At 69.1% G+C, this 14,544-nt stretch carries 16 protein-coding genes; 14 read left to right on the top strand and 2 right to left on the bottom strand.

Annotation, left to right across the window (positions count from 1 at the left end; translation table 11 throughout):
- Window positions 1-8 precede the first annotated feature (8 nt).
- Window positions 9-554, bottom strand: coding sequence for a MarR family winged helix-turn-helix transcriptional regulator (locus tag QC765_RS10215; protein WP_278314334.1), 546 nt, complete (start codon window positions 552-554; stop codon window positions 9-11).
- A gap of 220 nt (window positions 555-774) precedes the next feature.
- Here QC765_RS10215 and QC765_RS10210 point away from each other — a divergent pair, with 220 nt between their 5' ends.
- Entirely contained in the window at window positions 775-1,752 is a 978-nt protein-coding gene (locus QC765_RS10210; protein WP_278314332.1) for a transporter substrate-binding domain-containing protein, read from the top strand.
- A gap of 57 nt (window positions 1,753-1,809) precedes the next feature.
- Here QC765_RS10210 and QC765_RS10205 read toward each other — a convergent pair whose 3' ends face one another.
- Window positions 1,810-2,295, bottom strand: a complete 486-nt coding sequence (locus QC765_RS10205; RefSeq protein WP_278314331.1) for an inorganic diphosphatase — start codon at window positions 2,293-2,295, stop codon at window positions 1,810-1,812.
- Window positions 2,296-2,423: 128 nt separating this feature from the next.
- Between QC765_RS10205 and dacB the strand changes: the two genes are divergently transcribed.
- The 13 genes from dacB (at window position 2,424) to panC (ending at window position 14,540) form a co-directional block, all read left to right on the top strand.
- Complete coding sequence (gene dacB / locus QC765_RS10200; protein ID WP_278314330.1) at window positions 2,424-3,965, top strand: D-alanyl-D-alanine carboxypeptidase/D-alanyl-D-alanine endopeptidase; 1,542 nt, start codon at window positions 2,424-2,426, stop codon at window positions 3,963-3,965.
- Window positions 3,966-4,043: 78 nt separating this feature from the next.
- On the top strand, window positions 4,044-5,057 hold the full coding sequence (locus QC765_RS10195; RefSeq protein ID WP_373876735.1) for an Rv3626c family coenzyme F420 biosynthesis-associated protein: 1,014 nt from the start codon (window positions 4,044-4,046) through the stop codon (window positions 5,055-5,057).
- On the top strand, window positions 5,033-6,127 hold the full coding sequence (gene tilS, locus QC765_RS10190) for a tRNA lysidine(34) synthetase TilS (protein ID WP_278314328.1): 1,095 nt from the start codon (window positions 5,033-5,035) through the stop codon (window positions 6,125-6,127). The genes QC765_RS10195 and tilS overlap by 25 nt, the downstream gene beginning before the upstream one ends.
- 2 nt (window positions 6,128-6,129) lie before the next feature.
- Window positions 6,130-6,690: a hypoxanthine phosphoribosyltransferase gene (hpt, locus tag QC765_RS10185; RefSeq protein WP_278314327.1), complete on the top strand. Its 561-nt coding sequence runs from the start codon at window positions 6,130-6,132 to the stop codon at window positions 6,688-6,690.
- A gap of 215 nt (window positions 6,691-6,905) precedes the next feature.
- On the top strand, window positions 6,906-9,089 hold the full coding sequence (ftsH, locus tag QC765_RS10180) for an ATP-dependent zinc metalloprotease FtsH (RefSeq protein WP_278314326.1): 2,184 nt from the start codon (window positions 6,906-6,908) through the stop codon (window positions 9,087-9,089).
- On the top strand, window positions 9,082-9,684 hold the full coding sequence (gene folE / locus QC765_RS10175) for a GTP cyclohydrolase I FolE (protein ID WP_278314325.1): 603 nt from the start codon (window positions 9,082-9,084) through the stop codon (window positions 9,682-9,684). The genes ftsH and folE overlap by 8 nt, the downstream gene beginning before the upstream one ends.
- Entirely contained in the window at window positions 9,681-10,577 is an 897-nt protein-coding gene (gene folP / locus QC765_RS10170; protein WP_278314324.1) for a dihydropteroate synthase, read from the top strand. Before folE ends, folP begins: the two co-directional genes overlap by 4 nt.
- Window positions 10,574-10,963: a dihydroneopterin aldolase gene (gene folB / locus QC765_RS10165; protein ID WP_278314323.1), complete on the top strand. Its 390-nt coding sequence runs from the start codon at window positions 10,574-10,576 to the stop codon at window positions 10,961-10,963. Before folP ends, folB begins: the two co-directional genes overlap by 4 nt.
- Complete coding sequence (gene folK / locus QC765_RS10160) at window positions 10,960-11,463, top strand: 2-amino-4-hydroxy-6-hydroxymethyldihydropteridine diphosphokinase (RefSeq protein ID WP_278314322.1); 504 nt, start codon at window positions 10,960-10,962, stop codon at window positions 11,461-11,463. Before folB ends, folK begins: the two co-directional genes overlap by 4 nt.
- A gap of 3 nt (window positions 11,464-11,466) precedes the next feature.
- On the top strand, window positions 11,467-11,946 hold the full coding sequence (locus tag QC765_RS10155) for a DUF3180 domain-containing protein (protein WP_278314321.1): 480 nt from the start codon (window positions 11,467-11,469) through the stop codon (window positions 11,944-11,946).
- Window positions 11,947-12,001: 55 nt separating this feature from the next.
- Complete coding sequence (locus QC765_RS10150; protein ID WP_278314320.1) at window positions 12,002-12,589, top strand: DUF6779 domain-containing protein; 588 nt, start codon at window positions 12,002-12,004, stop codon at window positions 12,587-12,589.
- A 122-nt stretch (window positions 12,590-12,711) separates the two neighbouring features.
- Window positions 12,712-13,623, top strand: coding sequence for a Rossmann-like and DUF2520 domain-containing protein (locus tag QC765_RS10145; protein WP_373876727.1), 912 nt, complete (start codon window positions 12,712-12,714; stop codon window positions 13,621-13,623).
- Window positions 13,620-14,540, top strand: coding sequence for a pantoate--beta-alanine ligase (gene panC, locus QC765_RS10140; protein WP_278314319.1), 921 nt, complete (start codon window positions 13,620-13,622; stop codon window positions 14,538-14,540). The genes QC765_RS10145 and panC overlap by 4 nt, the downstream gene beginning before the upstream one ends.
- Window positions 14,541-14,544 lie beyond the last annotated feature (4 nt).

The following is a 14,544-nucleotide window of genomic DNA, read 5'->3' as shown; positions in this document are numbered from 1 at the left end:
GCTGGTGGTCACGATTTCGCCTTCGCTGGTGCGCTGCGCTTGGTCTGTCCTGTGTTCGGCGCCGTGGCTTGATCCGTGCGCGACTTCTTGCCCTGGCCCTTGGCGGAGACCGGAGCCACGGTCGCAAGTGCCTTGCGGGTGAGCTGCTGGAGCGTCGCTCGTTCCTTTCGGCTGAGCGGCGCGAGCACGGTGACGAGCGCATCATCGACGATGCCGCGGCACAGCGAGCGGGCGGCGTCGCCGGTATCGGTGAGCGCGAGCGTGTGCCGGCGGCGGTCCTTCTTGTCACGCGTGCGGGTGAGCAGTCCGCGGTCCTCGAGATCATCGATGATGCGGACCATGTCGCTGCGGTCGATGGAGAGCGCGTTGCTGACGTCTTGCTGCGATGGGCGAGCGTCGTGGGTGATGCACTCGAGGATCCAGTGGGTGCGCAGGGAGAAGCCGGCATCGCAGAGCTGCCGCTCGGTGTGGTCGCGCAGCTCGCGATGCAGGCGCGCGAGCAGGAACTCGGTGCCGTCGAGCGGCATCGGGGGGAAAGTCGGCGTGTCGGGCACCGGGATACCGTACCGGTTCGCGGGGGGAATAGATAGTAGGACACACCTACAATTGGGATATTTTTCCGCGGCGAGGGGCTCGGCGCCTCATGTCGCGCCGGTCACACGCGGACCAATCGGACGCGTGATCCGGATCATTTGTCTGTATCCTCATCCACAGAAATCCCGGGATCGCTCGCGCGATCGGCAGGACCGCAGTGCCCCACGGGGGAAGGGACACATGACCAGCCACACCAGTCCGCAGCGACGGCCGATAGTCGTCGTTGCTTGCTTCGTGGTGCTGCTCGTGCTCCTTGCCGCGCTCAACGGATGCAATCGCTCGAGCCAGCCCGCGGGAAACTCCTTGCCCGCCGAGTTGTTCGTCGTCAATACCAGCCCCGACCAGCAGCGCATCCGGGCCGAGGCTGTTCGTGAGCTCGCGCACGCCGTGCCCCAGCAGGTTCGCGATGGCGGAACCCTCGTAGTCGGAATGACGGGGAACTATCCGCCGCTGTCCTTCCGCGCCGATGACGCGATGACCATGATCGGCATCGAGCCCGATCTTGCCCAGCTGATCGCTGATGTGCTCGATCTCGAGCTCGAGCTGATCATCACCGATTGGCTCGACGTCTTCGCTGGCGTCACCGACGGCCGCTTCCACGTCGGGCTCGGCAACATCGCACTCACCCCGGAGCGGCTCGCTCGCTACGACATGGTCGCCTACCAGCAGGAGAACCAGGCGTTCGCCGTGGTCGACGGCTCGCCCATCGAGTCGCTCCAGCACCCCGGGGATATCTCCGGCCTCCGCATCGGTGTGGGCGGGCAGACCAAGAGCGAAGAGATCCTCGAGGACTGGAACGCCTCGCTCCGCAACGCTGGCCTGGAGCCCGCCGAGCTGCAGAACTTCTCCGAGACCTGGGAATACCAGGCAGCGCTCGAGGCTGGCGAGATCGATGCGACGTTCGGCCCCATGTCCATCCTCAATTTCGAGTCCGTCACCAAGGGGCGCAGCCGGATCGTGGGCCAGGTTCCCGGCGATGGCGTGCGGCCCGCGCTCGTCTCCGCGATCGTCAAGAAGGACGCGCAGCTCGGTCCGCTCGTGCGCGACGCCATCGACACGGTCATCGTCACCGGCAAGTACCAGGCCATCTTCGAGCGATGGGCTCTCGAGCACGCGATGCTGCCCAGCTCCACGCTCAACGCCACGGAGCTGAACTAGCAAAGCAGCCCCGGCCACCTCGATCGCGGTAGCCGGAGCTGCTCGGCACGAAGCTGCTCAGTGACCGTTCTGCGTGAAGCGATCGATGGACCGGTTGATCTCCGACACGGCCTCCTCGCGACCGACCCAGTCAGCCGCATGGACTTCCTTGTTCGGCTCGAGGTCCTTGTAGCGCTCGAAGAAGTGCTTGATCTCGGCCAGCTGGTGCTCGGGGATATCCGCGAGGTCCTGGATGTGATCGAAGCGCGGATCCGTCGGCACGCATAGCACCTTCTCGTCGTCGCCCGCCTCGTCCCGCATCCGGAACATCGCGACCGGCCGCGCCTCGACGATCACGCCCGGGTACACGGGCTCGGGGAGCAGCACCAGCGCGTCCAGCGGGTCGCCATCGCCGCCGAGGGTGTCCTCGATGTAGCCATAGTCCGCGGGATACTGCATGGAGGTGAACAGGTAGCGGTCGAGCCGGACGCGCCCCGTCGCATGATCCACCTCATACTTGTTGCGCTGACCCCTCGGGATCTCGATAGTGACGTCGAATTCCACACGTCCTCGCTTCGGTCGTAGCGTTCCAGGAAATTTCGCGAGCACGCCCGCCAACCATGACGGGCAGCGGCTCAAGGATAGTCTTGGAACTGCGAGCGCGAGCAACAACCCACCCTGGAGGAGTATTGATGGACGACGCGGATGCCTCCAGTGGCGCCCCGTCCCAGGGGGGCGCGGAAGCCGACGGTCCGGCCCCGGGCAGTGGCGGTGCTCCGCAGCGGCGCCTCATGGTGCTCGCGATCATCCTGGTGCTTGCCGTGCTCGGAGCTACCAGCGTCGCGGTGGGCGCCCGGTACGTCCAGGGCTACCAGGACAGCCGTGACTTCACTGTCGACCCGGCCCCCGCGCTCGTGGTCCCGGACATCGAGGTGCCCGCCGCGGCCTGGGATGATTCCCCGCTCGATGGCTCGCGCGCCGCGGCTGCCCTCGACCAGCTCGCGGAGGACCCCGCGCTGGGCTCGCTCTCCGGGCATGTCAGCGACCCCTACACGCGAACTGTGCTGTGGGCCCGCGATCCCGCGACACCCCGCACCCCGGCATCGGCGACAAAGGTGCTCACCGCTGCCGCGGCACTGCTCGCGGTGCCCACCGGCCAGCGCATCAGCACCCGTGTGCTCGCGGGAAGCGGCCCGGGCGAGCTCGTCCTCGCCAGCGAGGGCGATGTCACGCTGAGCTCGAGCGCAGCGGGCGCGGCCACCTACTACGAGGGCGCGGCCCGGCTCGACGATCTGGTCGCGCAGATCAGGGCAGCAGGCGTCGAGGCCAGCAGGATCGTGGTCGCCACCAGTGCCTTCAGCGGTCCCGCCATGGCCCGCGGGTGGGAGGACGAGAGCATCGCCGAGGGCTACATCGCGCCGATGGACCCCGTGATGGTCGACGGCGGGCGCATCCTCCCGACCGAGCCCGAGTCGCCCCGCCACACTGAGCCCGCGCTCGCGGCTGGCAGCCTTCTCGCCGAGCGGCTGGGCCTGCCCGCGGACGCCGTCGTCGTTGCCGATGCAGAGGACATGCCCGAGACCGGGCGCGTCATCGCGGAGGTGGCATCCGCTCCGCTCCTGACACGGCTGCGCCAGCTCATGCACGAGTCCGACAATGTGCTTGCCGAGGCGGTAGGCCGGGAGATCGCCATCGCCGAGGGCGAGCCAGCGTCGTTCCGTGGCGTGGCCCGGTCGATCCGCGCGGTGCTGGCCCGCAATGGTTTCCTCACCGACGGGCTCGAGCTCGAGGATGCCAGTGGCCTCTCCACGGATAACCGCATCACGGTGGCGCTGCTCGATTCGGTGCTAGCGGCCGCGGTCGGCACCGTGGGCCGGGCCAGCGGCGAGGCCAGCGAGATCGACTCGGAGTCCGCGCTGCGCACCGTGCGGCTCCGGCCCATGCTCGATCTGCTGCCCGTGGCGGCCGGCAACGGCACACTTGCCGAGCGCTTCGCCGGAGCAAGCAGTTCCGGGGGAGCGGGATGGGTCCGTGCGAAGACCGGAACGCTCGAGGGCGTCAGCGCGCTCGTCGGCTATGCTGCCACCACCAATGGGCGGATCGTCACGTTCGCGTTCATCTCCACGGGAAGCAACGCGTTCGAGGCCAGGCCGGCTCTCGATGCCGCGGCCGCGCGATTGCGCGATATCGTCGGCACCGAGAGCACCGCGACACCGGACGACGGAGGCAACTAGGTGGACCGCCCGAGCGAGCCAGCACCCCGGTCCCCGGATACCGACGGGGATTCCCGCAGCGGTGCGACCGTCGACTGGATGCTGGCAGCGCGCATCGCGGCCCGGCTGGCCCGCCCCGAGCCATCGATGTCGAGCTACACGCGCGAGCAGCTGCATAGCGAGCTCGTCGAGTTCTCCGCGGGCGCCGAGCAACCGGTTCGGGAGGTCACGCGCCTCGCGGATGGCCATCCCGTTCCCGAAGCGCTCATCGTTGACCGTCCTGGCTGGTCCCGCGCGGCCGCCGGCTCCCTTGCGGGCCTGCTGGGCGGCTCGATGGACGAGCGGCCCAGGGGACTGCTCGCCGGGCGCGCGTCCGGGCTCCAGGCAGGCACGGTGCTGGGCATCCTTTCCAATGCGATCATCGGGCAGTACGACCCCTTCGCTGGACAGGGCGGGCAACTGCTCCTCGTCGCGCCGAACGTCATCCACACCGAGCGCGCCACGCGGGTGCGTCCCCGCGACTTCCGCACCTGGGTATGCCTGCACGAGGTCACCCATCGCGTGCAGTTCTCCGCGAGCCCCTGGCTGGCGGGGCACATGCGCGCGCTCATCGATACCGCCACCCCGGAAAGCGGCGAGCCGCTTCTCGCGACCGGCCAGCGCCTGGTCACCGCGATCCGCTCGCACGATGGCTCCCAGCAACCCGATCCGTTGCTCGGCACCGGCGTCCTCGGGCTTGTCCTCGAGTCCCAGCCGCCCGAGCAGCGCGAGGCCATGATCGGCCTCATCATGCTGGGCACGGTCCTCGAAGGTCATGCCGAGCACGTCATGGATGCCGCGGGGCCGCGGGTGGTGCCCACCGTCGAGCACATCCGCGCGGTGTTCGACGAGCGACGCCACGAGCGCCGTGGGATCCTCCAATGGATCATGCGGACACTGCTCGGGATGGACGCCAAGATGGCGCAGTACGCGCAGGGAAAGCGCTTCGTCGATGCGATCGTCGCGCAGGTCGGCATGGATAGCTTCAACACCATCTGGAACTCGCCCGATACGTTGCCGAGGCCCAGCGAGATACGTGAGCCGGAGACATGGATAGCACGCGTCCTCGGATAGCCTCCCCCAGGGAAAGCCCCCCAGGGAAAGCCACCCCAGCAGAAGCGACTCCAGCGCTGCGGGAAGTCCGCCGCGCGGTCCGGTCCTGGATTGCCCAGCATCATGATGGCGGGCCGATCGCCGTCGCGATCTCCGGCGGCGCGGATTCCACGGCACTGTGCGCGGCCGTCGTGGCCGAAGCGGCTGGCCCAGTGGCAGCGATCACTATTGACCACCAGCTCCAGGATGGCTCACGCGGCTTCTCGGAGGCTGCCGCGCGGGCCGCGACGCGTCTGGGATGCGACAGCGCCACTATCGTCCCGGTCACGGTCGCGGGAGCCGGGGGCATGGAGGCAGCGGCCCGCAGGGCGCGGTACGAGGCGCTCGACGGTGCTCGTGGCTCTGCTACCGTGCTGCTCGGCCATACCCTTGATGACCAGGCCGAGACCGTGCTCCTCGGCCTAGCGCGCGGCAGCGGCGCTCGGTCGATCTCGGGCATGCGGCCGCTAGCCCCGCCCTGGGGCCGCCCGCTCCTGGGCATCCGCCGGGCCACCACCGAGGCAGCATGCGCCGAGCTGGGCATCGAGCCGTTCCAGGATCCGCACAACGTGGACGGGCGCTTCACCAGGGCGCGGCTGCGCCAGGAAGCGCTGCCCCTGCTCGAATCGATCCTTGGCGGCGGTGCCGCGGAGTCCCTGGCCCGCACGGCACGGCTCTTGCAGGACGACAACGACGCGCTCGACGAGATGGCCACCGACGCCCGCATGGGAGCCCAGCATGGGGCCGTGCTGCTCGTGGAGAACCTGCAGGCACTTCCCGTGGCGGTGCGCTCCCGGGTCGTGCGCGGCTGGCTCCAGGACGAGGGATCGGGAGCGCTCGCCAGCGCGCACCTCGACGCGATCGATCAGCTCGTGACGGAGTGGCGGGGGCAGGGCGCGGTGGCGGTGCCGTGGCCCCCGGGCGAGGCGCGGGAGGGGGCGCGGTTGGTCGTCGAGCGCCGGCATGGCACGCTGGCACTGGGCATCCACGAGCGGGTGCCCGCCCATGCCGCATGCAGTGCCGGGAATCGGCGCGAGGAGAGGGGTACCTAGTCGTGTATGACGGCGATATCGCATCCGTGGTCATCAGCGAGGACCAGATCCGGGCCCGGACCACTGAGCTGGCCGCCGAGCTCGCGCAGAGGTACCAGCCAGATCCAGGGAAGGACCCCGAGGAGGACCTGCTGCTCGTGGGCGTGCTCAAGGGCGCGATGATGTTCATGACGGATCTGGCGCGCGCGCTGCCCATTCCGACGCAGATGGAGTTCATGGCGGTCAGTTCCTACGGCTCGTCCACCTCGTCGTCCGGCGTCGTTCGCATCCTCAAGGACCTCGACCGCGATATCGCGGACCGGGATGTCCTGATCGTCGAGGACATCATCGACTCGGGGCTCACGCTCTCCTGGCTGGTGCGCAACCTGGAAGCGCGGAACCCGCGCTCGCTGGAGATCTGCACGCTGCTGCGCAAGCCCGAGGCGATCAGCATGCAGGTGGAGATCACCCACGTGGGCTTCGACATCCCGAATGACTTCGTGGTCGGCTACGGCCTCGACTACGACGAGCGGTACCGCGACCTGCCCTATATCGGGCTGCTCGATCCCAAGGTCTATTGCTAGTTCGCTGCAGGCTTAGCGTGGTCGCTGCCGGGCCAAATGCCTGCGGTCGCAAGGTTTCCGGCCATGCGCGGAGGCGGGCGGACGGGCCCGGATCGGCGCGCGGTTACCCCTTGCCGTGAACGGGCGGTAGCCTGGAATCTCACCGCCAGGTGTGTTTGCTGCCCGGCGAGCTTCGGTCCGTGCACTGGAAGGATAAGCCACCCGGCTAAATCTGTATGAACCGTAAGACAGTCTTCAGAAACCTCGCCCTGATCGCCGCGATCCTCCTGGTGATCTACGCGTTCACCTATTTTGGCAGCGACACCCGCGACTACCACGACGTCGAGACCTCGGTAGCTGTGTCGCAGCTCGAGTCCGGCAACGTCGTGGAGGCCCAGATCGATGACCGCGAGCAGCAACTGCGGCTGACCCTGCGTGAGGCCATCGACGAGTCCGAGGGCAACACCCAGATCATCGCCAAGTACCCCACGGGCGCGGCCGAGCAGATCTACGACCAGGTCAATGCCGCAGAGCTCGACAGCTTCGATACCAAGGTCACCCAGGAAAGCTGGCTGTCCTCGCTGCTGCTGTTCATGCTGCCCATGCTGATCCTGCTGGGCCTGTTCCTGTTCATCATGATGCGCATGCAGGGCGGCGGGCGCGGCGGCATGATGGGATTCGGCAAGTCCAAGGCCAAGCAGCTGACCAAGGACATGCCCAAGACGACGTTCGCCGATGTTGCTGGCGCCGACGAGGCGGTCGAGGAACTCGAGGAGCTCAAGGACTTCCTCCAGCATCCCGCGCGGTACCAGGCATTGGGCGCGAAGATCCCCAAGGGCGTCCTGCTGTTCGGCCCGCCCGGAACCGGCAAGACCCTGCTCGCCAGGGCCGTGGCGGGCGAGGCCGGCGTGCCGTTCTTCACCATCTCCGGCTCCGACTTCGTCGAGATGTTCGTCGGCGTCGGCGCCTCCCGGGTGCGCGACCTGTTCGAGCAGGCCAAGCAGAACGCCCCCTGCATCATCTTCGTCGACGAGATCGACGCCGTCGGTCGCCAGCGCGGCGCCGGGGTGGGCGGTGGCCATGATGAGCGCGAGCAGACCCTCAACCAGCTGCTCGTGGAGATGGACGGCTTCGGTGCCCGCCAGGGAATCATCATGATCGCGGCGACCAACCGGCCCGATATCCTCGACCCGGCCCTGCTCCGTCCCGGTCGCTTCGACCGCCAGGTTCCGGTGGGCAACGCTGATCTCGCCGGTCGCCGGTCCATCCTGCGGGTCCACTCGCAGGGCAAGCCGCTCGCGCCCGACGTCGACCTCGATGGCCTGGCAAAGCGCACTGTCGGCATGTCCGGCGCTGACCTCGCCAATGTCATCAACGAGGCTGCCCTGCTCACCGCTCGCGAGGCCGGCACCGCCATCACCAATGAGGCGCTCGAGGAAGCTGTCGATCGGGTCATCGGCGGGCCGCGCCGCAAGAGCCGCATCATCAGCGAGCTCGAGAAGAAGGTCACCGCCTATCACGAGAGCGGCCACACCCTCGCCGGCTGGGCGATGCCCGACCTCACCCCGGTGTACAAGGTGACGATCCTGGCCCGCGGGCGCACCGGTGGCCACGCCCTCGCCGTCCCCGAGGACGATAAGTCCTTGATGACGCGCTCGGAGATGATCGCGCAGCTCGTCTTCGCCATGGGGGGCCGCGCCGCCGAGGAGCTCGTCTTCCAGGAGCCCACCACCGGTGCATCCTCTGACATCGAGCAGGCCACGAAGATCGCCCGGGCCATGGTCACCGAGTACGGCATGAGCCCCCGGCTCGGCGCGGTCCGCTACGGGCAGGAGCATGGCGATCCCTTCATGGGCCGCACGATGGGGATGTCGCCGGACTACTCCCACGAGATCGCGCGCGACATCGACGAGGAAGTGCGTCGTCTCATCGAGGCCGCGCACACCGAGGCGTGGCAGATCCTCGACGAGTACCGCGACGAGCTCGACCACCTCGCCACGGAGCTGCTCGAGAAGGAAACGCTCAACCGCAAGGATCTCGAGCGCATCCTCGGGGGAGTGACGAAGCGGCCGCGGATCACCGAGTTCAACGACTTTGGCAACCGCATCCCGTCGACACGGCCACCGATCAAGACCCCCGGCGAGCTCGCGAAGGAACGTGGCGAGCCCTGGCCGCCCCCGGAGCCCGCCACCCGCGAGCAGCCTGCGGGCGATCCCGCCGGGCAGGAATCACCTGGAGCGCGGGACGATGATGCTCCACGCGGAGAACGCACCGCGCCAGCGCCCGTCGGAGCCGGGCCCGGACGAGGCCGATCGGCGAAGCAGCGCAGCTACGGCGAGCCCTCCGATTGGTCAGCGCCGGGCTGGCCCCCGCGCGAGCCCTCCCGAGACACTCCACCTGCCAAGGATGACCGTGACTGAGATCGCCAACATCGTGCCCGGGCCAAGCACGTTCAACCAGGCCAGGGCCGAGGCCGCGGTGCGCGAGCTGCTGCTCGCCATCGGGGAGGACCCGGACCGCGATGGGCTGGCCGAGACGCCCGCACGTGTCGCGCGGGCCTACGCCGAGCTGTTCGCGGGCCTGCACACCGACCCCGATAGCGTGCTCGACAAGACCTTCGACGAGGGCCATGAGGAGCTCGTCCTCGTCAAGGACATCCCTATGTACTCCACGTGCGAGCACCATCTCGTGCCGTTTCATGGGGTCGCGCACGTTGGCTACATCCCGGGGCCGACCGGCCGCGTCACAGGGCTGTCCAAGCTCGCGCGCGTCGTCGATCTCTACGCCAAGCGCCCCCAGGTGCAGGAACGGCTCACCAGCCAGATCGCTGATGCGCTCATGCGCAAGCTCGAGCCACGAGGCGCGATCGTCGTCATCGAGGCCGAGCACCTCTGCATGGCCATGCGGGGCATCCGCAAGCCGGGCGCCACCACCACGACCTCCGCGGTGCGCGGCATCCTCAAGACCAGCCCCATCTCGCGCTCCGAAGCACTCGACCTGATCCTCAGGAAATGACCAGCACAGGACCAGCCAGCATGTCGTTCCGCCACCCGCTCCTGCCCGCTCCCGGGCGCTGCGTGGTGATGGGCATCGTCAACGTCACCACGGATTCCTTCTCGGACGGCGGGGAGTACCTGCGCACCGATCGTGCCGTGGCGCGGGGCCGCGAGCTGCATGCCCTGGGAGTGGACATCATCGACATCGGCGGGGAATCAACGCGGCCGGGCGCTACCCGCGTGGAGCCGGGCATCGAGTCCCGCCGCGTGGTTCCCGTCATCGAGGCCCTCGCCGCGGAGGGAATCCCGTGCAGCATCGACACGATGCGCGCGGATGTCGCGAGCGCTGCGATCGAAGCGGGCGCCAGCATTGTCAATGATGTCTCCGGGGGCCAGGCCGATCCGCGCATGGCGCGAGTGGTCGCTGACGCCAAGGTGCCGTGGATCCTTATGCACTGGCGCTCCAATGGTGACTACGTGCACCGCCGCGACAGCGGGCGCGAGCATTACCGCGATATCGTCTCCGAGGTCAGTGCCGAGCTGCTCAGCCAGGTCGATGCCGCAGTGCGCGCCGGGGTCTCGCCCGATGCGATCCTCGTAGACCCCGGTCTCGGGTTCGCGAAGTCAGCCGCTGACAACTGGGCACTGCTGCGGGCCCTGCCCCACCTCGCGGGCCTGGGATTCCCGGTGCTCGTCGGGGCTTCCCGCAAGCGCTTCCTCGGATCGCTCCTCGCCGGCCCCGAGGGCGATCCCCGGCCCGTTGATCAGCGCGATACCGCCACCGCCGCCATCTCCGCCCTCTCCGCGGCACGCGGCGCCTGGGGCGTGCGGGTGCACGATGCCCGCTCCACGCTCGACGCGCTCGCGGTGGCCCAGGCATGGGGCAGCACCGGGGGAGAGGTGCCGCGATGACCAGCAGCGACCTCATCCATCTGCGTGGCCTCCGGGCCCGGGGCCACCACGGCGTGTTCGACCACGAGCGGCGCGACGGCCAGGAATTCATCGTCGATATCCTGCTCGCCGTGGATCACACCACCGCCGGGCGCACCGATGACCTCAACGACACCATTGATTACGGCGCGCTCGCCCACACAGCGGTCGGGATCATCAGCGGCGAGCCATGCGACCTGATCGAGACCGTCGCCACCCGCATCGCCGATGTGGTCATCGCCGATGCCCGGATCCAGCGGGCCGAGGTCACCCTCCACAAGCCGTCCGCGCCGATCCCGCACACGTTCGCCGACGTCTCCGTGACGGTTGTGCGCCACCGCGACCAAGCGGGAACGGGCGCGCGATGACGTTCGCAGTCCTCTCCATCGGCTCCAACATCGGCGATCGGCGCGCTCACCTCGAGGGTGTCATCGACGCGCTGGGCACGCGGCTCGTCGCCCGCTCCCGGATCTACGAGACACCCCCCTGGGGCGGGGTCGAGCAGGAGCCGTTCCTCAATGCGATCCTCCTCGCCGAGGCCGCCGATTGGGCTCCCGCCGATTGGCTCGACCTGGCGCAGCAGTGCGAGCAGGCTGCCGAGCGGGTGCGCGACATCCGATGGGGCCCGCGCACCCTCGATGTCGACATCATCGCCTGCCACGATGCCCGCGGCGAGATCCGCAGCGACGATCCACGCCTGACGCTGCCGCACCCGCGAGCTCACGAGCGAGCCTTCGTGCTCGTGCCCTGGGCGGAGGTGCAACGAGGAGCGACCCTCGCGGGCATTTCGCTCACTGATCTCCTGGATCGCCTGCCGGACGCCGAGGTGCAGGCCGTGCGGCCGCTCGCGCCACCGACGGGCTGGTGAGCCATGCGCGCCACGCGGATCTCTGATCTTGCCGCGCTCGCGGTCACCGCGCTCATCGCGGCCTGGCTGCTGGCCCGGGGTTTTCCCGGCGCGCTGCCACCGCTGCGCTGGTACATCGGCGGCTCCCTGTACCCGGTCGCGATCATGGAGGCAGTGCTTGCCGTGCGCATCGCCCGGAGCATCACGGAGCATCGTGTCGGGCTTGGCCCGAACCAGTGGCAACCCGTGACCATCGCGCGGATCGTGGCGCTCGCCAAGGCGTCGTCGCTGATCGGCGCGGCGTTCGCAGGAGCATGGGCGGGCCTGCTGCTCGTGCTGCTCCCGGATGTCGGTACGATCAGGGCGGCGACCGAGGACTTCCCCGCCACCATCGTCGGCACGCTCGGCGGGCTACTGCTCGCCGCGGCAGCCCTGTGGCTCGAGCGGGCCTGCCGCGCGCCCGACGATCCCGAGGACGACGACCGCCGGGGCCCGGCTTCCTGAGGCTCGCCGAGCCAGTTGCCGCGGCGGGGGCAGGCACACCGGTATTTTCTGGGGCATGCCGGAACACGCAGGACCCCAGCAGGATTCGCCACATGCCCGCCGCGCCAGGCATCGGCGCCGCGGCAGCTCGCTGCTCGCCCTCGTCGTGGTGCTCTCCGCGGCGGCCAGTGTCTTCCTGATGCTCAGCACTAGCGTCGAAGCACTGCGCATCGGGTTTGTCATCGCGCTGTGGGCGGCCATCATCGGCGTGGTGGCGGTGGTCAAGTACCGCAAGGAGACCGAAGCAGAGCGTGCTCGCATCCGTGACATGCGCCTGGTGTACGAGATGCAGCTCTCGCGGGAGATCACGAGCCGTCGCCGCCACGAGCTGACTGTCGAGGCGAGGCTGCGCCGCGAGCTCGATACACGCTCGCGGACCGAGACCGCCGAGCAGCTTGCCGCGCTTCGCCACGAGATGGCCTCGATGCGTGGGCATGTGGAGTACGCCCTGGCTACCCGCAGCACCGTGGAGCAGATAGAGGTCCGCGAGATAGGCCCCGCGGGCGATTCCCCGATCGCCGTCGCTGGAGCGCCCGAGGAGGTCGTCGATGCCGAGCTCGAGGATGACATCGGGGCGGATCGGGCGACGGCGCGCGCCGAGTAGCCTGGGCATGGGTGACAAACCTCACCTGCCCTAGGCCTTCAGGATCCGAGGTCAACGAGCCTATCCTTGACGCACACGTCTGGTACCTGCAGCGCAGGACTGGAACGAACGAGAGGACAAAGGTGACCTCACACGAGCTCACTCGCGACCCCATGCCCGCGCGCCTAGCGGTCGGGGTCATTTCCGCTGGCCGGGTTGGTACTGCGCTCGGCGAGGCCCTCGCGGCCGCTGGGCACCCCGTCGTAGCCTGCTCCGCGGTGTCCGATGCGTCGGTCGGTCGCGCGACCACACGGCTGCCCGATGCCGCGATCCTGCCGCCGCCCGAGGTGGCCGAGCGATCCGAGCTGCTTGTCCTTGCCGTCCCCGATACCGAGCTGCCCGGCCTGGCCCGTGGTCTCGCTGCCTGCGGCGCGGTGCGACCGGGCACGATCGTCGCCCACACCTCCGGCACCTACGGGATCTCCGTCCTCGAGCCGCTCGTCGAAGCGGGGGCGCTCGCGCTGGCACTGCATCCGGCCATGACCTTCCTGGGCTCCGCCGAGGACACCGAGCGGCTGCGCAGCGCCTGCTTCGGGGTCACTGCTGCCGATGCGACCGGTTCCGCGGTCGCGCAGGCGCTTGTCCTGGAGATCGGAGCAGAGCCCGTTCCCATTCCCGAGCAGGACCGCGCCCTCTATCACGCGGCGCTCGCCCATGGCGCGAACCACCTGGTGACCCTGGTCGTTGACGCGGTGGCCGCTCTTGAAGCAGCCCTCGGTGACGTGCCCGGCCTGGAGCGGCGCGCGACGGCCCAGCGAATGGTGGCACCCTTGCTCTCCGCCGCGCTGGACAACGTGCTGCGGCGCGGTCAGTCCGCGCTGACCGGGCCAGTGGCTCGCGGCGACTCCGCCACGGTTGCCCGGCACCTCGATGCGCTGGGCGAGGTGGACCCCGAAATCGCGAACGGATACCGGGCGCTCGCGCGACGCACCGCCCAGCAATCCGGCGCGGGCGTGCCGATGTTCGACGTTCTCGACGGGAGGCAGGGCCAATGAGTGGCAACACGACATTGTTCGCACCGGGCGATCTGCGGGTCCATCAGGATCCCGCTACGGTCGCGCGGATCTCCTCGGCCTTGCGCCGCACGGGCCGGCAGGTCGTGCTCGTGCCCACCATGGGAGCGCTGCACGCGGGCCATATCGAGCTGGTCAAGATGGCCCGCCGCACGCCCAACAGCGTGGTGATCGTCTCGATCTTCGTCAATCCGCTGCAGTTCGGCGAGGGCGAGGATCTCGACAAGTACCCGCGAACCCTCGACGCTGACGTGGAGCTGCTGCGCGAGGCCGGCGTGGAGATCGTCTTCGCGCCGTCCGCGCGCGAGATGTATCCGCAGGGCCGGCGCACCATGGTCCATCCCGGATCGATCGGGGACGAGCTCGAGGGCGCGAGCCGCCCCGGGCATTTCGCGGGAATGCTGACAGTCGTGGCGAAGCTCCTGCTCATCGCGCGCCCCCATGCCGCCTTTTTCGGGGAGAAGGACTACCAGCAGCTCGCGCTGATCCGGCAGATGGTCGCCGACCTCGATCTCGGCACGCGGATCGTGGGCGTGCCCACGGTGCGGGAAGCTGATGGGCTGGCGATGAGCTCCCGCAACCGCTACCTGACCGAGGAGCAGCGCCACGACGCCACCGTGCTCTCGGCCGCGCTGGTCGCTGGCGCTCACGCTGGGGACCACGGGCCGGAGGCAGTGCTCGCCGCCGCTCATGCGGTACTGGCCCATGCGCCGTCCATCACGCTCGACTACCTGGAGCTGCGCGGCCCGCAGCTCGAGCCGCTGGAGCCGGAAGGCGGGGAGGCACGACTGCTCATCGCCGCCCGGGTCGGGGAGACCCGATTGATCGACAACGTTGGCCTGGTCGTGGCACCGGGTCCTCGGACGGGCTCGCCCGAACCGCAATCCGACCACCACTGAACGG

The organism is Hoyosella levis (assembly GCF_026008515.1).
Taxonomy (GTDB): Bacteria; Actinomycetota; Actinomycetes; order Mycobacteriales; family Mycobacteriaceae; genus Lolliginicoccus; species Lolliginicoccus levis.
This window is presented reverse-complemented; position numbering and strand designations above follow the sequence as displayed.

Bases quoted from the DNA above. Each gene is read 5' to 3' on its own strand.
- panC (WP_278314319.1), top strand. From the start codon at position 13,620: ATGAGTGGCAACACGACATTGTTCGCACCGGGCGATCTGCGGGTCCAT.
- folK (WP_278314322.1), top strand. From the start codon at position 10,960: ATGACGTTCGCAGTCCTCTCCATCGGCTCCAACATCGGCGATCGGCGC.
- dacB (WP_278314330.1), top strand. From the start codon at position 2,424: ATGGACGACGCGGATGCCTCCAGTGGCGCCCCGTCCCAGGGGGGCGCG.
- QC765_RS10155 (WP_278314321.1), top strand. From the start codon at position 11,467: ATGCGCGCCACGCGGATCTCTGATCTTGCCGCGCTCGCGGTCACCGCG.
- folP (WP_278314324.1), top strand. From the start codon at position 9,681: ATGACCAGCACAGGACCAGCCAGCATGTCGTTCCGCCACCCGCTCCTG.
- QC765_RS10150 (WP_278314320.1), top strand. From the start codon at position 12,002: ATGCCGGAACACGCAGGACCCCAGCAGGATTCGCCACATGCCCGCCGC.
- tilS (WP_278314328.1), top strand. From the start codon at position 5,033: ATGGATAGCACGCGTCCTCGGATAGCCTCCCCCAGGGAAAGCCCCCCA.
- folB (WP_278314323.1), top strand. From the start codon at position 10,574: ATGACCAGCAGCGACCTCATCCATCTGCGTGGCCTCCGGGCCCGGGGC.
- ftsH (WP_278314326.1), top strand. From the start codon at position 6,906: ATGAACCGTAAGACAGTCTTCAGAAACCTCGCCCTGATCGCCGCGATC.
- QC765_RS10210 (WP_278314332.1), top strand. From the start codon at position 775: ATGACCAGCCACACCAGTCCGCAGCGACGGCCGATAGTCGTCGTTGCT.
- QC765_RS10195 (WP_373876735.1), top strand. From the start codon at position 4,044: ATGCTGGCAGCGCGCATCGCGGCCCGGCTGGCCCGCCCCGAGCCATCG.